The organism is Providencia sp. R33 (genome assembly GCF_019343475.1).
GTDB lineage: Bacteria > Pseudomonadota > Gammaproteobacteria > Enterobacterales > Enterobacteriaceae > Providencia.
On the sequence record NZ_CP072453.1, the window covers coordinates 2,641,717 to 2,660,607 of the forward strand.

An 18,891-nucleotide genomic window follows, 5' to 3' on the forward strand; every position below is an offset into this window, starting at 1 on the left:
CATCATAGATTGAAAATAGTCAGGCACTTACTTTGATTAATACCATGGATGAAGCCCAGACAGAGCAATGCCGCGGAAAACTCATTCGCTACATTAATCAGTACCAAGAAGATTATCCATTCGATATTTTGGATGACGTTCAAGCTTATATGCAATTAAAACTTGATACTGATGATCTGGATTTTAATACAATTCCCGATGAGATTAAGCAGGCTATTACAGAAGGTTATTATGAATACTGCATCAGTTTAAACGAGATATCTGCGGCATATATGATAGTAACTCAACCCACGCCATTAACGCGTTTAGATCTGATTCAGTTCGTTAATCATTTATTAGAAGCTTATTCATGTAATTATCCAGAAGATGAATTTCTCGTGCCAAGGCTTGCTGAGTTTGCAGGTTTATTGACTCACTAGCCAAGTTTTAGATAGAAAAAAGCCATACGTGAAAGCGTATGGCCTTAGAAATCATATTGTTAAAACGATTATTTAACTTGGTTTTGCTGCCACCATTGTGCCAACATCACACCTGTAGCGACAGAAACATTCAGGCTTTCAACTTTGCCCGTTCCACCGATAAACAAGCTCATATCCCCTTGATCCCACGTGCTATCGCTTAAACCATCACTTTCTTGGCCTAAAACAAGTACCATTTTAGCTGGCAATTTCGCTTTCGCTAAATCTTGGCTGCCTTTATGGCTTGACGTGGTCACAATGGTGTAACCCGCTTTGCGGAATTTATCTAACGTAGACGTTAAGCCGTCAGCATCGATAGCTTTAATGTGCTCAGCACCACCTTCTGCAGTACGAATTGCCGCACCGGACTCCAACATGCCTGCATCTTGCAAAATCACGCCTTGTACACCAAAGTGAGCACAGCTACGCATGATCCCGCCTAAGTTATGTGGATTACCAACATCTTCCAGCGCTAATACACAATCTTTTTCTGCGGCTTGCTCTAAATATGCGTCCGCACTCATGCCACCACGTTTTTTGATAATAAAGCATACGCCGCCGTGGTGCTCTGTGCCAGAAGCTTTCGATAATTCTTCATCATCAACAACATGGTAAGCTTTGCGGTTTGCCGCCATCCATTTCAGGGCATCACGAAAACGTGGTGTAACAGATTGCAAAAACCATGCGCGGACAATGGCGTCTGGGCGGTTTTTGAACATGGCTTGGCACGCATTTTCACCGTAAATACGGGTTTCTTCTTGGCGCTGCTTACGCAGTTGCTCAGGATCGATTTGGCTTTTACCAACAATCCCACCATGGTCATTTTCAAATTCTTCGCTATCAGGTTTAGAAACCGTACGCCACGGAGAACGCTCACGTGGTGCGCTATCACGGTTATCAGAGCGGCGTTCCTGACGACCACCCTCAGGGCGATTTGAACGCCCCCCTCTTTCTTGGCGGCCACCATCACGTCGGTCACCACCGCGCTTATCATTCCCGCCACGTCTATCATCGCGACCACCGTCACGACCACCACGGCGTTTATCGTTACCTTTGTTGCTGTCCTGCTCTTCGCTGCGGACATACATCACTTTTACTTTGCCGTTTTTACCACTAAATTCATTCGAGTCGTTCATCACTATCCCCTACTAAGCTATGGCGCGAAGATTACATGATGTTGCAAGGCTACGCTACCGATTCGCACTATTATCTCACTGAAAAGTTATTGAATATACCTCTATCGCATAGAAATCGTTTTGCGTACAATATGCGGCTTATTTTATGGCCTGCAAAACAGTAATCAAACATGACACCTAATGCCGTTTATCACCTCCGCCAGCAACGCCTCGCTTTATCGACAAAACCTTTTAAAGCAAGGGGATGTCGTGTAAAACGCTGCCAATATTGCTTGTTACCTGTTCCACAATGCCTGTGCCAAGAAACGGTGTCTGCTCAAGCAAAAAGCCAATTTTGCTTAATCATGTTTGACGGCGAAGTATTTAAACCCAGCAACACAGGAAAACTGATTGCAGATGTCCTCCCCGAAACGCTCGCTTTTCAGTGGTCAAGAACTGACCCTGATGCACAGCTTTTAGCAGCCTTACAGGATGATACTCGCCAGCCTTACCTCATTTTCCCTGAAAGCTACGCGCAAGAAAATCGTGTTGTTGTGAATGAACCTAGCATCTCTGATAAACCAGCTTTATTTATTCTATTGGATGGGACCTGGCCTGAAGCGCGCAAAATGTTCCGTAAGAGCCCGTATCTCAATAACATTCCAATGCTATCCATCAACACAAAAGCACGCACGGACTACCTGCTACGCACGCCATCCCGTGAAGAACAACATTGCACCGCAGAAGTTGCCGCCACTGTGCTAGAGCTTGCTGGTGATATCCAAGCCTCACAGCAGTTATTTAGTCATTTTAGCCTATTTCGCCAAAAATACCTTGAGGGAAAACCCCATCATCCAGTGGCACAAATGGTGTTAAACGCAGCGGCTCCCTAACTCTTTTTAGAGGCTGTTTTCACGCTTTTTTTCGTAAACCGTTCCAAAAAATAGTCACTTTCAGATAAACGTCATCATAAAACGTGAAGGTGCTTGTATAAATTAATTAAATCCGCAGGATAAACTAGCGCAATATAAAAGATAGGGCATAGTATTCATAAGTATTACTCCGCCTCTTTTTATCTCTTGAACGATTATACCGTTCACCAAGCGAAGGGTTATCTTTATGGGTTTAGTGAGTCAGTTAGAATCTTTATTCAGGCCAAAATCAATCGTGGTCATTGGCGCCTCTGAAAACCCGAGCCGTGCAGGTTCGGTTATGATGAAAAACCTTCTCACCAGCGGCTTTAAAGGGCCAATTCTCCCTGTTAACCCAAATCGTAGTTCCGTCTTGGGCGTACTGGCCTACCCTTCTATTGATAAGCTTCCACTTAAACCTGACCTTGCAGTAATTTGTACACATCATTCACGAAATATTGGCTGTTTACAGCAACTTGGTGAAGCAGGCTGCAAAGTTGTGATTATATTATCATCCCCTTCTATTCAATTTAATGAATTAAAAAAGGTGGCTCAACAATATCAAATTCGCCTTTTAGGCCCTAATAGCTTAGGTTTTTTAGCACCATGGCAAGGGTTAAATGCCAGCTTTTCACCTATCCCAATACTCAAAGGCAAACTGGCTTTTATTTCCCAATCCGCGGCAGTTTCTAATACTGTGCTTGATTGGGCAAGGCATCGTGATATCGGTTTTTCCTACTTTATAGCTCTGGGTGATAGTATCGATATTGATATTGACGACTTGCTGGATTATCTAGCCCGTGATAGCAAAACCAGTGCAATTTTGCTTTACCTTGAAAACATCAGTGATGCGCGGCGTTTTTTATCGTCATCACGCAGTGCATCACGCAATAAGCCTATTCTCGTCATAAAAAGTGGTCGAACACGCAAAGCCCAAGAACTTTTAGGGGAAAAACCCAGCTTAGATGCCGCTTATGATGCCGCTATTCAACGGGCAGGCCTTTTACGAGTGCAAGATACCCACGAAATGTTTTCTGCTGTTGAAACATTAAGTTATATGACCCCATTACGGGGTGAACGTTTATCGATCATGAGCAATGGCGCCGCCCCCGCAGCCATGGCGCTAGATGAACTTCTGCTACGTAATGGCAAACTGGCTAAACTCAGTATTGAAACCGAAAATGAACTCAGCGCCCTGCTTCCACTTGATCTCTCCACACAAAATCCGATTGATTTGGGCGATGATTCTACGGTAGAGCGCTATATTAACGTATTAAACAAAATGCTCGATAGCCATGATCATGACGCACTTTTACTGATCCACACCCCCAGTGCGATCACTGAAAGCAAATCCATGGCAGAAAAAATTATCAAAACCATTAAGCAGCATCCTCGAGGGAAGTGGCTTACTATCCTAACTAATTGGTGTGGTGAATATTCTTCTCAAGAATCACGCCGCTTGTTTAGTGAAGCGGGTATCCCAACTTATCGCACCCCTGAAGGGGCAATTACTGCCTATATGCACATGGTGGAATACCGCCGCAACCAAAAACAGTTAAAAGAGACGCCAGCACTTCCTGTGGGAATTACTGCCAATACACAGCAAGCACATGAATATATTCAGCAAGCATTGAAAAACAATAACTTGCATTTAGATACTCATGAAGTGCAGCCTATTTTAAAAGCATATGGGCTACATAGCTTACCAACTTGGATTGCTCACTCAAGTGAGGAAGCAATTGAAATTGCTGAAAAAATTGGTTATCCCGTTGCTTTAAAGCTGCGTTCACCCGATATCGTGCATAAATCGGAAGTTCAAGGTGTCATGCTGTATCTGAGAAACGCAAAAGAGGTTGAAGATGCCGCAAAAGCAATTATCGAACGTGTCTCTACCAACTTTCCGAACGCTCGCATTGAAGGTTTATTAGTGCAAAGCATGGCAAACCGTGCAGGAGCACAAGAATTACGTATTGCTGTGGAACTAGACCCCGTATTTGGGCCATTGATCATGCTAGGTGAAGGGGGGATTGAGTGGCAGCAAGAAAGCCAAGCCGCTGTTGCCTTACCCCCATTAAATATGGCACTCGCACGTTACCTTGTTATTAACGCAATCAAAGGCTATAAAATTAAATCGCGCAGCGCATTAGAACCACTGAATATCTTAGGTCTCTCAAGTTTATTAGTGAGAGTTTCAAACCTAATCATCGATTGCCCAAATATTACACGCTTAGATATACACCCGCTATTAGCCTCTGGCGATGAATTTACCTTGCTGGATGTCTCCATGACACTCAGCTCAAGTGAGAACGCAACAACCTCGAGACTCGCTATTCGCCCTTATCCAAGCGAATTAGAAGAAACTATTCATTTAAAAGATGATTTAAGCTGCTTATTGCGTCCAATACTTCCGGAAGATGAGCCACTATTGAAGTCTTTTATCGAACAGGTCACAAAAGAAGATCTCTATTATCGGTATTTTAGTGAGATCAGTGAGTTTACTCATGACGACCTCGCCAATATGACACAAATTGATTACGACCGTGAAATGGCGTTTGTCGCAGTGAAAAACCAAGGCACAATCCCTGAAATTATTGGTGTTGTTCGTGCAATGGCAGACCCAGATAATCAAGAGGCTGAATTTGCTGTTTTGGTGCGTTCCGATATGAAAGGGCAAACGCTGGGCTATCAGCTTATGCAAAAACTGCTTAACTATACCCGCAGCCATGGCATCAAAAAATTAACCGCTATCACCATGCCTGAAAATCGCAATATGATCAGCTTAGCAAAAAAATTAGGGTTTGAAGTTGAAGTACAATTTGAAGATGGCGTTGTGAACCTCACTCTTCACCTTTAACAATGCAGGGATGCACAGCATAACCTGCATGGAAATTAAACAGATATGCAATTTATTCTAAATGCTTTGACTAAATATGCTATCATCCATAGATCATTCGCTTAAAAATGTGCGCAAAGCGATTTGCTATTGGACTAATAAGAGAAAATTCACACTGTGATGTTGTCAAAATTAAAACAAGCAAAACATCAACAATATTTGGTAAGTTTACCCAAACTGTCTCAAGATGTTGCTGATGTCAAAACGCTATATAAGACAGAAGATTTTCGTGATGAACTGCTTAAACAAATTTCTCTCGCTAAAAATACTATCTACATTACGGCTTTGTATTTAGAGAAAGATGATGCAGGTAAAGACATTCTTCATGCGCTGTATGCGGCAAAACAAGCTAATACATCATTAGATATCAAAATTCTCGTCGACTGGCATCGAGCTCAAAGAGGGCGTATTGGTGCTGCGGCAAATGCAACTAATGCAGATTGGTACTACGATGTCTCACAACAGTATCCAGATGTTGAAATTCCAATTTATGGCATCCCAGTCAATACTCGGGAAGCTTTAGGTGTCTTGCACCTGAAAGGTTTCCTTTTTGATGACACGCTACTGTATAGTGGAGCAAGCATCAATGATGTGTATTTACAACGACATGAAAAATATCGTTATGACCGATATCACCTTATTAAAAATAGCCAGCTAGCGGCATCAATGCGAAAATTCATTGATGATTCACTATTACCTACTGATGCTATTCATCGTCTAAATACAGAAACGCGCCCTAAAACAGCTGAATTTAAGCACCTAATAAAACAATTCCGTTTAGGACTGCGAGGATCTTCTTACCAATTTACAGGTAATGCATCTAATGATGAATTATCTGTCACACCTTTTGTTGGCTTAGGTAAGAAAAACGATCTCAACCGAGTGATCACCCATTTAATGGGGTCAACCAGTGATAAGCTGACTATTTGTACGCCATACTTTAACCTTCCAGCGGTATTAGTGCGGATCATCAGTCGATTACTACGTGATGGCAAACATGTAGAAATTATTATTGGGGATAAAACCGCTAACGATTTTTATATTCCACCAGAAGAGCCTTTCAAAATTATTGGCGCACTTCCTTATCTGTACGAAATCAACTTACGCCGCTTTGTTAGTCGCTTACAGCGCTTTATTGATAGCAAACAGTTGACAGTTAGGCTTTGGAAAGACGGTGACAATACTTATCACTTAAAAGGCATGTGGGTCGATGATCAGTGGCAACTGATCACGGGTAATAACTTAAATCCACGCGCATGGGGCTTAGATCTGGAAAACGCAGTTTTAATTCATGATCCTAAACAACAGCTTCAAGAGCAACGCCATCACGAATTGGAATGCATCCGCACCCATACTAAAGTCGTTAATCACTACAGGGAGCTAGATAGCATTCAAATTTACCCTGTTAAAGTGAAAAAATTAATTCGTAGGCTGCGACGCATACGTGTTGATCGGCTGATCAGTCGGATCTTATAGGTTAAAATAAAGCGTCACTTTAAAGTGGCGCTTTTCAATTCTGGTAACCAATGAATGAAACCTAATATGATGAAAACATTAATTATTAGCTCACTGATGTTAATAACAACAGGGTGTAGTGGTTTTCATTGGTCTAATGATAACTGGAAAGGTAAAGATAAAGCACAGCACTTTGCATTTTCCGCAGCCATGGCTGCAGCAGGTAATGCCTATGCAGACAGGCAAAATATGTCCCATCGACATGCAGCTCAATTTGGTCTGTTATTTTCTATTTCACTTGGCGCTGCAAAAGAGCTTTATGATAGCCGCCCTGAAGGAACCGGCTGGAGCTGGCACGACTTTGCTTATGATGTTGCTGGCTCAGTTGCTGGCTATAGTCTATACCAATCCCTCAAGTAAACCTTATTCTCAATACCCCCCTTCTATTTACTTCAATACTTCGTCCACTATCGAAGTATTACTTAATGAAAAGCTTATAGTTATGCTTTCTACATTAAGGAGAATTTTATGATTGCCGTGATCTTTGAAGCTATTCCAATTACCGAACAAAAAACGCGTTATTTTGAGCTTGCCACGAAGCTAAAATCTGAACTAATGAATATTGAGGGTTTTATTTCGGTTGAGCGTTTTCAAAGTATCACCACCGAAGGAAAAATTTTATCGCTTTCTTGGTGGGAAAATGAAGCCGCTATTATGGAATGGAAACGTCATTTCATGCATCAAAATGCGCAAAGTGAAGGGAAAAACTCCGTTTTCTCTCATTACCGTATCCGAGTTGCAGAAACCATAAGGGATTACTCCTTCGATAAGGAGAATAACCATAATGTATGATATTCATGTTATTCTTGAAAACCAAGCAGGTACATTAGCATTACTGGCGACAACTTTAGGCCAACATGGCGTCGGCTTAGAAGGTGGCGGAGTCTTTTCTATCGACGGAAAAAGTCATGCGCACTTCTTAATCACTCAACCTGAAGAAGCTCAACAGGCACTGACAAAAGCAGGCATACAAGTGGAAAGCATTTCACAGCCCGTTATTCGTAAATTAAAGCAAGAGCGGCCTGGTGAACTTGGTGCTATAGCACAGTGCTTAGCAGACCATAAAATTAATATCCTGATTCAATACAGTGATCATCATAACAGGCTAATACTCATAACTGATAACAATGAGTTCGCCTTAGAAGTAACTAAAAAATGGGATATCCCTAATGATAAAAAACAAAATTAGCCAACCCATTGATGAAAATAAGCACTTAGAGAAATCTATTTCAAAGGTTGCTTCTGCGATTGCTGACCCCTCTAGGGTCAGTATTCTCTGCGCACTAATGGATGGTAGAGCATGGACAGCTACTGAGTTAAGTGCTGCAGCAAATATTGCGCCTTCAACAACCAGTGCTCACCTGACAAAGCTTTTGAATAACCACTTAATTAGCTGTTTATCTCAAGGTAGACACCGTTATTACCGCCTCGCTGGTTCAGACATTGCAGAACTGCTGGAAACACTGATGGGCGTCTCCATGAAATTGGAATATAAAGCGCCAATCTCAACCCCCGTTCATCTGAGAAAAGCGCGCACCTGCTATGATCACTTAGCAGGCGAAGTTGCAGTTCAACTCTATGAATTTATGGATAAAAATGGCTGGTTTACATCTAAAGAAAATAAATTATCTATTATTGGCATTGAGCAATTTAACAACCTTAATATCAATATTTCAATGCACACTAAACGAAAAATGGCGTGTGCTTGCTTAGATTGGAGTGAAAGGCGTATGCACTTAGGTGGAAATGCTGGAGCTGCGTTATTACACGCTTTTGAGCAAAACGAATGGATATTAAAAACAGCAGGCTACCGTGAGGTGATGTTTACCCCAAGTGGGAAAAAGGCCCTAAAACGAATTTTTGACATTGAAATTATATAAAGTTCATCGTTAGAGGCTACAAATAATTTTCTACTGTTCGCCACATTTCTCTAATACACCAAGTAGTGATTGATTATTTACGGTCTTATACCTCTTATGTACCTTTATAACTATACGAGCTATTGCACCTACTTGGCATTCCACTCATTTAATTAAAAGACAACTCACACTTAACAAGCGGTACTCAGCAAGTAGGTTCCCCAAAGTAATAATTGCGATAGTCTGGGAGATCAAATAAAGCACTTAAGTAGTTAAATACGTGAACTATTCTCACCATTTCAAATGAGTAGTGAATATTCATATATTCAACTAGTTCGTTGAAAAAAGCGCGATAGGTAATATAGAATGACTAACATAAAACTATTTAAGAATGGATTTTAGATAGGCATATAAACAAAAACCCCGTGATTTTCATCACGGGGCTTCGATAAGTGGCGGAACGGACGGGACTCGAACCCGCGCCCCCCTGCGTGACAGGCAGGTATTCTAACCAACTGAACTACCGCTCCACTTATTCTTTCGCCTTTCGGCTGCTTATCATGAATCACTCACAATAAGACTTTAATTTAATGTCTGGCAGTTCCCTACTCTCACATGGGGAGACCCCACACTACCATCGGCGCTACGGCGTTTCACTGCTGAGTTCGGCATGGGGTCAGGTGGGACCACCGCGCTATTGCCGCCAGACAAATTCGGTTTCGTTCCCGTTTAGCATCATTTCTCACTAAACCAGAACTTCAATCTTGAACAAGCTGTGTGTCCTTCGCCTTTCGGCTTCTCACGTTCTTTGAAAATCAACTCAATCTCTCTAAAACACCTTCGGTGTTGTCAGGTTAAGCCTCACGGTTCATTAGTATTGGTTAGCTCAACGTATCGCTACGCTTACACACCCAACCTATCAACGTCTTAGTCTTAAACGTTCCTTTAGGACCCTTAAAGGGTCAGGGAAGACTCATCTCAAGGCAAGTTTCCCGCTTAGATGCTTTCAGCGGTTATCTTTTCCGCACTTAGCTACCGGGCAATGCCATTGGCATGACAACCCGAACACCAGTGGTGCGTCCACTCCGGTCCTCTCGTACTAGGAGCAGCCCCTTTCAATCTTCCAACGCCCACGGCAGATAGGGACCGAACTGTCTCACGACGTTCTAAACCCAGCTCGCGTACCACTTTAAACGGCGAACAGCCGTACCCTTGGGACCTACTTCAGCCCCAGGATGTGATGAGCCGACATCGAGGTGCCAAACACCGCCGTCGATATGAACTCTTGGGCGGTATCAGCCTGTTATCCCCGGAGTACCTTTTATCCGTTGAGCGATGGCCCTTCCATTCAGAACCACCGGATCACTAAGACCTACTTTCGTACCTGCTCGAGCCGTCACTCTCGCAGTCAAGCTGGCTTATGCCTTTGCACTAACCGCATGATGTCCGACCATGCTTAGCCAACCTTCGTGCTCCTCCGTTACTCTTTGGGAGGAGACCGCCCCAGTCAAACTACCCACCAGACACTGTCCGCACCCCGGATAACGGGGCAACGTTAGAACATCAAACATTAAAGGGTGGTATTTCAAGGTTGGCTCCACGCAGACTGGCGTCCACGCTTCGAAGCCTCCCACCTATCCTACACATCAAGGCTCAATGTTCAGTGTCAAGCTATAGTAAAGGTTCACGGGGTCTTTCCGTCTTGCCGCGGGTACACTGCATCTTCACAGCGAGTTCAATTTCACTGAGTCTCGGGTGGAGACAGCCTGGCCATCATTACGCCATTCGTGCAGGTCGGAACTTACCCGACAAGGAATTTCGCTACCTTAGGACCGTTATAGTTACGGCCGCCGTTTACTGGGGCTTCGATCAAGAGCTTCTCCTTACGGATAACCCCATCAATTAACCTTCCAGCACCGGGCAGGCGTCACACCGTATACGTCCACTTTCGTGTTTGCACAGTGCTGTGTTTTTAATAAACAGTTGCAGCCAGCTGGTATCTGCGACTGGCTTCAGCTCCATGGGTAAACCACTTCACCTAGCGCCAGCGTGCCTTCTCCCGAAGTTACGGCACCATTTTGCCTAGTTCCTTCACCCGAGTTCTCTCAAGCGCCTGAGTATTCTCTACCTGACCACCTGTGTCGGTTTGGGGTACGATTAATGATAATCTAGAGCTTAGAGGCTTTTCCTGGAAGCGGGGTATGAGCTACTTCGCCACCGTAGTGACTCGTCATCAGACCTCAGCATATAGTGAACCGGATTTGCCTAATTCACCTGCCTACATCCTTAAACCGGGACAACCGTCGCCCGGCCAGCCTAACCTTCTCCGTCCCCCCATCGCAATTATCACCAGTACGGGAATATTAACCCGTTTCCCATCGACTACGCATTTCTGCCTCGCCTTAGGGGTCGACTCACCCTGCCCCGATTAACGTTGGACAGGAACCCTTGGTCTTCCGGCGTGCGGGTTTTTCACCCGCATTATCGTTACTTATGTCAGCATTCGCACTTCTGATACCTCCAGCATGCCTCACAGCACACCTTCACAGGCTTACAGAACGCTCCCCTACCCAACAATATCTAAATATCGCTGCCGCAGCTTCGGTGCATAGTTTAGCCCCGTTACATCTTCCGCGCAGGCCGACTCGACCAGTGAGCTATTACGCTTTCTTTAAATGATGGCTGCTTCTAAGCCAACATCCTGGCTGTCTGAGCCTTCCCACTTCGTTTCCCACTTAACTATGACTTTGGGACCTTAGCTGGCGGTCTGGGTTGTTTCCCTCTTCACGACGAACGTTAGCACCCGCCGTGTGTCTCCCGTGATAACATTCTTCGGTATTCGTAGTTTGCATCGAGTTGGTAAGTCGGGATGACCCCCTAGTCGAAACAGTGCTCTACCCCCGAAGATGAGTTCACGAGGCGCTACCTAAATAGCTTTCGGGGAGAACCAGCTATCTCCCGGTTTGATTGGCCTTTCACCCCCAGCCACAAGTCATCCGCTAATTTTTCAACATTAGTCGGTTCGGTCCTCCAGTTAGTGTTACCCAACCTTCAACCTGCCCATGGCTAGATCACCGGGTTTCGGGTCTATACCCTGCAACTCATTCGCCCAGTTAAGACTCGGTTTCCCTACGGCTCCCCTATACGGTTAACCTTGCTACAGAATATAAGTCGCTGACCCATTATACAAAAGGTACGCAGTCACCCTGATAAATCAAGGCTCCCACTGCTTGTACGTACACGGTTTCAGGTTCTATTTCACTCCCCTCGCCGGGGTTCTTTTCGCCTTTCCCTCACGGTACTGGTTCACTATCGGTCAATCAGGAGTATTTAGCCTTGGAGGATGGTCCCCCCATATTCAGACAGGATAACACGTGTCCCGCCCTACTCGTCGAGTTCACAACACTAACACCTTCGGATACGGGGCTATCACCCTTTACTGCCGGCCTTTCCAGACCGTTCTCCTGATGCTAATGCTGATTAAGACTCTGGGCTGCTCCCCGTTCGCTCGCCGCTACTAGGGGAATCTCGGTTGATTTCTTTTCCTCGAGGTACTGAGATGTTTCAGTTCCCTCGGTTCGCCTCGTTTGACTATGTATTCATCAAACGATAGTGCAACGAATTGCACTGGGTTTCCCCATTCGGACATCGTCGGTTATAACGGTTCATATCACCTTACCGACGCTTTTCGCAGATTAGCACGTCCTTCATCGCCTCTGATTGCCTAGGCATCCACCGTGTACGCTTAGTCGCTTAACCTCACAACCCGAAGGTGTCTTTTATGTCGGTCGACGCAAAACCCGACGGTTTCGTGTCTGTTGACAACATCTTCAAGTTGAGATTTTTGAGAGACTCTCACATTGTTTAAGCGATAAACAATGTGCGTTGTTTTCAATTTTCAGCTTGTTCCAGATTGTTAAAGAGCATAATTATTCGCAATAGACTAGTTGACTAATCTATTCTGAATAATCAGAAAATTTATGGTGGAGCTAAGCGGGATCGAACCGCTGACCTCCTGCGTGCAAGGCAGGCGCTCTCCCAGCTGAGCTATAGCCCCATAAAGGTTTTTTTCGGTATCGATTAATCTCCTGATAAGATTTTTTCTTACTCGGAGGTCTTTTTTCTTAGGCAAGGCGTGGGTTAGCGAAGTTTACACAAGTAAACGAGCTGAGCCATAACGCAGCATAAGAGAAAAGTGGTAGGCCTGAGTGGACTTGAACCACCGACCTCACCCTTATCAGGGGTGCGCTCTAACCACCTGAGCTACAAGCCTATCGATACCGCTACTTTAATTTCATCAGACAATCTGTGTGAGCACTTCACAAAAACACTTCAATGGTAAGGAGGTGATCCAACCGCAGGTTCCCCTACGGTTACCTTGTTACGACTTCACCCCAGTCATGAATCACAAAGTGGTAAGCGCCCTCCCGAAGGTTAAGCTACCTACTTCTTTTGCAACCCACTCCCATGGTGTGACGGGCGGTGTGTACAAGGCCCGGGAACGTATTCACCGTAGCATTCTGATCTACGATTACTAGCGATTCCGACTTCATGGAGTCGAGTTGCAGACTCCAATCCGGACTACGACGTACTTTATGAGTTCCGCTTGCTCTCGCGAGGTCGCTTCTCTTTGTATACGCCATTGTAGCACGTGTGTAGCCCTACTCGTAAGGGCCATGATGACTTGACGTCATCCCCACCTTCCTCCGGTTTATCACCGGCAGTCTCCTTTGAGTTCCCACCATGACGTGCTGGCAACAAAGGATAAGGGTTGCGCTCGTTGCGGGACTTAACCCAACATTTCACAACACGAGCTGACGACAGCCATGCAGCACCTGTCTCAGAGTTCCCGAAGGCACTAAAGCATCTCTGCTAAATTCTCTGGATGTCAAGAGTAGGTAAGGTTCTTCGCGTTGCATCGAATTAAACCACATGCTCCACCGCTTGTGCGGGCCCCCGTCAATTCATTTGAGTTTTAACCTTGCGGCCGTACTCCCCAGGCGGTCGATTTAACGCGTTAGCTCCGAAAGCCACTCCTCAAGGGAACAACCTTCAAATCGACATCGTTTACAGCGTGGACTACCAGGGTATCTAATCCTGTTTGCTCCCCACGCTTTCGCACCTGAGCGTCAGTCTTTGTCCAGGGGGCCGCCTTCGCCACCGGTATTCCTCCACATCTCTACGCATTTCACCGCTACACATGGAATTCTACCCCCCTCTACAAGACTCTAGCTAACCAGTTTTAGATGCCATTCCCAGGTTAAGCCCGGGGATTTCACATCTAACTTAATTAACCGCCTGCGTGCGCTTTACGCCCAGTAATTCCGATTAACGCTTGCACCCTCCGTATTACCGCGGCTGCTGGCACGGAGTTAGCCGGTGCTTCTTCTGTCGGTAACGTCAATCGTTGATGATATTAGCATCAACGCCTTCCTCCCGACTGAAAGTACTTTACAACCCTAGGGCCTTCTTCATACACGCGGCATGGCTGCATCAGGCTTGCGCCCATTGTGCAATATTCCCCACTGCTGCCTCCCGTAGGAGTCTGGGCCGTGTCTCAGTCCCAGTGTGGCTGATCATCCTCTCAGACCAGCTAGGGATCGTCGCCTAGGTGAGCCATTACCTCACCTACTAGCTAATCCCATATGGGTTCATCCGATAGCGCAAGGACCGAAGTTCCCCTGCTTTGCTCCTGAGAGATTATGCGGTATTAGCCACCGTTTCCAGTAGTTATCCCCCTCTATCGGGCAGATCCCCATACATTACTCACCCGTCCGCCGCTCGTCAGCGAGAAGCAAGCTTCCCCTGTTACCGCTCGACTTGCATGTGTTAGGCCTGCCGCCAGCGTTCAATCTGAGCCATGATCAAACTCTTCAATTAAAAAGCTTGATGCTCAAAGAATGTTTACTGTCGTATGTCTTCTTGCGAAAACATATTACCTATTAGTTCATATATATGAATTAACGTGTTAGTCACTCTTCAAGACTTAAAATCAAATATTTTTTTGATAGTGTCCTGTGAGTGCCCACACAGATTGTCTGATAAATTGTTAAAGAGCGTTGCGACTTAATCTTTCGATTTTCGACTTCAAGGTCGTTGTCGCGAGGTGACGTATAATACGTTTTCCTCATCGAGAGTCAAGCGATTTTTTGCTTTTTCTTTTCAGAATCTCTCGCTGCCGTTTCAGTGTTCATCGCGCTTTGCGTTGTCTTGTTCCCGGTCAGTGGATGCGCATTATAGGGAGTCAGAAAAATCTGGCAAGTGTTTTTTAAAACTTTTTTTCTGACTGCTCGCTTATCACCCAAAATGGCTATTTTTTAATTCTTTTTAGCGTTTCTGGCAGGTCTGCAATGCTATTAACCACAAAATCAGCGCTATTCATTGCTTCTTCTGTCACAGGTTCGCCACTTTTAACCAGCACTGTTGTTCCGACATTTGCTGCTTTACCTGCTAAAATATCAGCAAGTTTATCTCCTACCATTATAGAAGCAGCCATATCTATATTTAAGAAAGACTGTGCATCTAATAACATGCCAGGTTTTGGTTTACGGCAATTGCAGTCTTGCCGATATTCTTCAATATCAGACTCTGCGTGATGCGGGCAGAAGTAAATACCGTCTAGGTCAACACCACGATCAGCAAGTGACCAGTCCATCCATTCAGTTAATTGCATAAATTGGTCTTCGGTATAAATGCCACGACCAATACCTGATTGGTTTGTGACAACCACTAATGCATAACCCATCTTCTTTAATTCCAACATGGCTTCAATAGCGCCTTCAATAAATTCAAAGTCATCTATTTTATGTACGTAGCCATGGTCGATATTAATTGTTCCGTCTCTGTCTAAAAAGACTGCTGGTATCCCGTTACTCACCTGTTTACTCCTCAAACTGAATATCTTTTTAGTATCTCACGAAAAGAAATGAAATGAGAATAGAATAAATCGCACAATCTTTGTTGACTTAGACGTCTAGACGCCTTAACATCCAACCATATTAGATACACTATCTAAAGAACAATTCAAATAAAAGTTAGAAAACATAAATGATAAAGCTCTCAAATATAAATAAAGTTTTCCAGCAAGGAAGCCGTAGCATTCAAGCATTGACTGATATTAGCTTGCATGTACCTGCTGGTCAGATATATGGCGTTATTGGTGCTTCTGGTGCAGGTAAAAGTACGTTAATTCGTTGCGTAAACATGCTAGAGCGCCCAACATCAGGCCAAGTTGTTGTTGATGGACAAGATTTAACCTCAATGACAGAAAAAGCGTTGACGAGAGCACGTCGCGGTATTGGCATGATTTTCCAGCATTTTAACTTATTATCTTCGCGTACTGTTTTTGATAACGTGGCACTGCCACTGGAACTGGACAATACGCCTAAAGAAAAAATTAAAGAACGCGTTGATGAGCTATTAGATTTAGTCGGCTTAAGCGAAAAGAAAGATGCTTACCCTGCTAATTTATCGGGTGGACAAAAACAACGTGTTGCAATCGCACGTGCTTTAGCTAATTCGCCAAAAGTTTTACTGTGTGATGAAGCGACTAGTGCATTAGACCCTGCGACAACACGCTCAATTTTAGAATTATTAAAAGATATTAACCGCCGTTTAGGGTTAACCATCTTATTGATCACTCACGAAATGGATGTCGTAAAACGCATTTGTGACCAAGTTGCAGTAATTAGTGGCGGCCAATTAATCGAACAAGATAAAGTGAGCGAAGTATTCTCTCACCCCAAAACACCTGTTGCGCAGGCTTTTATTCAGTCAACTTTAGTTATTGATATTCCAGATGACTATAAAGAGCGCATGAGCACTGAAGCAGGTAAAGATTTATCACCATTAGTGAAATTAGAATTTACTGGCCAATCTGTTGATGCGCCGCTAATTTCGATGGCTGTACGTAAGTTTGATATTGATATTAATATTTTAAGCTCTCAGATTGATTACGCAGGCGGCGTAAAATTTGGTGTGATGCTAGCGGAGCTGCATGGCATTAATGGTGGTGTTGAGTCCACAATTGAATTTTTGAAAGAGCACCACGTGAAAGTAGAGGTTTTGGGTTATGTCTGAGAGAATGATTTATTTGCTGATTAACGGCACCATCGACACTATCACAATGACCTTTGTTTCTGGCTTTTTGGGCTTTGTTTTAGGCTTACCATTGGGTGTTTTACTTTATATTACGCGTAAAGACCAAGTGATGGAAAATGTCGGCTTATATCGTGCACTTGCCGTTATAATTAATATTTTCCGTTCAGTACCATTTATTATTTTACTCGTTTGGATTATTCCATTAACGTCGTTTTTAGTGGGTACAACCATTGGTTTAAAAGCCGCAATCGTACCGTTAACCATTGGTGCAGCGCCATTTATTGCACGCATGGTAGAAAATGCTCTACTAGAAATTCCGAGTGGTTTAATTGAATCAGCGCGTGCTATGGGGGCGACTCCTCTTCAGATCATTCGTAAAATCTTGATCCCTGAAGCAATGCCAAGCCTAATTAATGCGGCAACCATTACTTTAATTATGTTAGTTGGTTATTCGGCTATGGGTGGCGCTGTGGGTGCAGGTGGTTTAGGTCAAATTGCACTGCAATATGGTTACCAAACCTATAACCCTGTTGTAATGAATACCGTTATTGTTCTTCTTGTTATTTTAGTAAACGCAATCCAGTTTGGTGGCGAGTACTTAATGAAAAAAGTTTCACATCGATAGTCAGTAAAATAGCGGCGCCGTTAGGGTGCTTATAAAGTCCGAATGAAAGGGGTACTACCAATGTCTATTAAGTTAAAATCTATCGCTGTTGTCGGCGCGCTATTAGGCACACTCGTTTTAGCGGGTTGTGGCGAAAAAGAAAAAGATGCTAACAGCATTAAAGTTGGTGTGATCATGGGCAAAGAGTTAGAAGTTGCTGAAGTCGCACAGAAAGTTGCTAAAGAAAAATACGGTTTAGATGTTGAGCTGGTTTCATTTAATGATTTCGTATTACCAAACGAAGCATTAAGCAAAGGTGATATCGATTTAAACGCGTTCCAACACAAGCCGTACCTTGACCAACAAATTAAAGATCGTAACTATAAGTTAGTGCCAGTGGGCAATACATTTATTTACCCAATTGCTGCTTACTCTAAAAAAATTAAATCTGTTGACGAGTTAGCCGACGGTTCACAAATCGCATTACCAAATGACCCAACCAACTTAGGTCGTTCTTTACTGCTGTTACAACAACAAAATTTAATTAAGTTAAAGGATGGCACAGGTTTAATGCCAACTGTTCTGGATGTTGTTGAAAATCCAAAAAATCTGAAATTTGTTGAATTAGAAGCACCACAATTACCACGTGCTCTTGATGACCAAAAAATTGCTTTAGCTATCATCAACACCACTTGGGCAAGCAGCGCAACACCTAAACTGACGCCAGCAAAAGACGGTTTATTTGTTGAAGATAAAGATTCTCCATATGTAAATATTATTGTTGCTCGTGAAGATAATAAAGATAGCGAAAATGTGAAGAAATTTATCCAAGCTTATCAATCAGATGAAGTTGCTAACAAAGCTAACGAAGTCTTTGATGGTGGTGCAGTTAAAGGCTGGTAATCTTTTTTATTATTAAAAAAACGATTAAAATACTAGATGGCTCCATGCCATCTAGTATTTTTTGCAATTTATAGACTATAAAAATAACGATATTTTATTGAATCATATAAGAAAGGTAATAACTTATGAGACTGTTATTGCTCACCTTAGCGGCGTTGACGTTGGCTGGGTGTGGGATTAACCAATACACGAGTCCAGGGGCAAACAAAGGTTTCACCAGTATGAAATTGTCTAAACCTGTGCCAAGTGTGACTGAAGAACCTGAAACAGCAAATGTTAAATTAATGAATAGCCCAGAAGAACTCTTGGGAATGCCTTTCAAAGATTTAGGTATTGTTTCTGGTGAATCATGCAGAGAAAGCGTTCAAAGCCCTCCTGCAAATCTAAATACAGCGAAAAACAGTATGTTATCACAAGCTGCTTTTATCGCTGCTGATGCCGTCCTTTTGCACCAATGCCAGACAATGACCGCTCCGGGTTGTTACCAAGCAACGATTTGTGAAGGTAGCGCATTAAAAATTGTTGAATAACCG

Annotated in this window: 14 protein-coding genes, 3 tRNA genes and 3 rRNA genes; 12 read left to right on the forward strand and 8 right to left on the reverse strand. The window is 43.7% G+C overall.

The window, feature by feature from the left end:
- Positions 1 to 32 precede the first annotated feature (32 nt).
- Positions 33 to 419, forward strand: a complete 387-nt coding sequence (locus J6836_RS12425; protein ID WP_255586223.1) for a hypothetical protein — start codon at positions 33 to 35, stop codon at positions 417 to 419.
- Positions 420 to 487: 68 nt separating this feature from the next.
- Here the strand turns inward: J6836_RS12425 and J6836_RS12430 are convergent, their stop codons facing one another.
- Positions 488 to 1,594: a tRNA/rRNA methyltransferase gene (locus tag J6836_RS12430; protein WP_219244355.1), complete on the reverse strand. Its 1,107-nt coding sequence runs from the start codon at positions 1,592 to 1,594 to the stop codon at positions 488 to 490.
- Positions 1,595 to 1,764: 170 nt separating this feature from the next.
- Between J6836_RS12430 and J6836_RS12435 the strand changes: the two genes are divergently transcribed.
- From J6836_RS12435 to J6836_RS12465, 7 genes are all read left to right on the forward strand, one after another.
- Entirely contained in the window at positions 1,765 to 2,466 is a 702-nt protein-coding gene (locus J6836_RS12435) for a tRNA-uridine aminocarboxypropyltransferase (RefSeq protein WP_219244356.1), read from the forward strand.
- A 226-nt stretch (positions 2,467 to 2,692) separates the two neighbouring features.
- Positions 2,693 to 5,338: a bifunctional acetate--CoA ligase family protein/GNAT family N-acetyltransferase gene (locus J6836_RS12440; RefSeq protein ID WP_282560533.1), complete on the forward strand. Its 2,646-nt coding sequence runs from the start codon at positions 2,693 to 2,695 to the stop codon at positions 5,336 to 5,338.
- 159 nt (positions 5,339 to 5,497) lie between these two features.
- Positions 5,498 to 6,853 (forward strand): CDP-diacylglycerol--serine O-phosphatidyltransferase, encoded by a 1,356-nt coding sequence (gene pssA / locus J6836_RS12445; protein WP_219249503.1) that lies wholly within the window; start codon positions 5,498 to 5,500, stop codon positions 6,851 to 6,853.
- Between the two features lie 66 nt (positions 6,854 to 6,919).
- Entirely contained in the window at positions 6,920 to 7,252 is a 333-nt protein-coding gene (locus J6836_RS12450; protein WP_255586224.1) for a YfiM family lipoprotein, read from the forward strand.
- Positions 7,253 to 7,360: 108 nt separating this feature from the next.
- Positions 7,361 to 7,684, forward strand: a complete 324-nt coding sequence (locus J6836_RS12455) for an antibiotic biosynthesis monooxygenase family protein (RefSeq protein ID WP_219244358.1) — start codon at positions 7,361 to 7,363, stop codon at positions 7,682 to 7,684.
- Positions 7,677 to 8,081, forward strand: a complete 405-nt coding sequence (locus J6836_RS12460) for an amino acid-binding protein (protein ID WP_219244359.1) — start codon at positions 7,677 to 7,679, stop codon at positions 8,079 to 8,081. Before J6836_RS12455 ends, J6836_RS12460 begins: the two co-directional genes overlap by 8 nt.
- Positions 8,062 to 8,772, forward strand: coding sequence for an ArsR/SmtB family transcription factor (locus tag J6836_RS12465; RefSeq protein WP_219244360.1), 711 nt, complete (start codon positions 8,062 to 8,064; stop codon positions 8,770 to 8,772). Before J6836_RS12460 ends, J6836_RS12465 begins: the two co-directional genes overlap by 20 nt.
- A 432-nt stretch (positions 8,773 to 9,204) precedes the next feature.
- On the opposite strand, the gene J6836_RS12470 is transcribed toward J6836_RS12465, so the two are convergent.
- From J6836_RS12470 to gmhB, 7 genes are all read right to left on the reverse strand, one after another.
- A tRNA-Asp gene (locus tag J6836_RS12470) sits at positions 9,205 to 9,281 on the reverse strand.
- Between the two features lie 62 nt (positions 9,282 to 9,343).
- Positions 9,344 to 9,459 (reverse strand): 5S ribosomal RNA (rrf, locus tag J6836_RS12475).
- 142 nt (positions 9,460 to 9,601) lie between these two features.
- A 23S ribosomal RNA gene (locus tag J6836_RS12480) occupies positions 9,602 to 12,510 on the reverse strand.
- Positions 12,511 to 12,732: 222 nt separating this feature from the next.
- Positions 12,733 to 12,808: transfer RNA gene (locus tag J6836_RS12485), tRNA-Ala, on the reverse strand.
- Between the two features lie 139 nt (positions 12,809 to 12,947).
- Positions 12,948 to 13,024, reverse strand: a tRNA-Ile gene (locus J6836_RS12490).
- A gap of 66 nt (positions 13,025 to 13,090) precedes the next feature.
- A 16S ribosomal RNA gene (locus J6836_RS12495) occupies positions 13,091 to 14,631 on the reverse strand.
- Together the 16S, 23S and 5S rRNA genes with 3 tRNA genes alongside form the textbook arrangement of a ribosomal RNA operon.
- A gap of 430 nt (positions 14,632 to 15,061) precedes the next feature.
- Entirely contained in the window at positions 15,062 to 15,628 is a 567-nt protein-coding gene (gmhB, locus tag J6836_RS12500) for a D-glycero-beta-D-manno-heptose 1,7-bisphosphate 7-phosphatase (RefSeq protein ID WP_219244361.1), read from the reverse strand.
- Positions 15,629 to 15,798: 170 nt separating this feature from the next.
- Here gmhB and metN point away from each other — a divergent pair, with 170 nt between their 5' ends.
- The 4 genes from metN (at position 15,799) to rcsF (ending at position 18,888) form a co-directional block, all read left to right on the forward strand.
- Positions 15,799 to 16,830 carry a methionine ABC transporter ATP-binding protein MetN gene (metN, locus tag J6836_RS12505; protein ID WP_219244362.1) on the forward strand — a complete coding sequence of 344 codons (1,032 nt, stop codon included), beginning with the start codon at positions 15,799 to 15,801 and terminating at the stop codon, positions 16,828 to 16,830.
- Positions 16,823 to 17,476 carry a methionine ABC transporter permease MetI gene (gene metI / locus J6836_RS12510; RefSeq protein ID WP_206083774.1) on the forward strand — a complete coding sequence of 218 codons (654 nt, stop codon included), beginning with the start codon at positions 16,823 to 16,825 and terminating at the stop codon, positions 17,474 to 17,476. Before metN ends, metI begins: the two co-directional genes overlap by 8 nt.
- 60 nt (positions 17,477 to 17,536) lie before the next feature.
- Positions 17,537 to 18,358 (forward strand): MetQ/NlpA family lipoprotein, encoded by an 822-nt coding sequence (locus J6836_RS12515; RefSeq protein WP_219244363.1) that lies wholly within the window; start codon positions 17,537 to 17,539, stop codon positions 18,356 to 18,358.
- Between the two features lie 125 nt (positions 18,359 to 18,483).
- Positions 18,484 to 18,888, forward strand: coding sequence for an Rcs stress response system protein RcsF (gene rcsF / locus J6836_RS12520; RefSeq protein ID WP_219244364.1), 405 nt, complete (start codon positions 18,484 to 18,486; stop codon positions 18,886 to 18,888).
- Positions 18,889 to 18,891 lie beyond the last annotated feature (3 nt).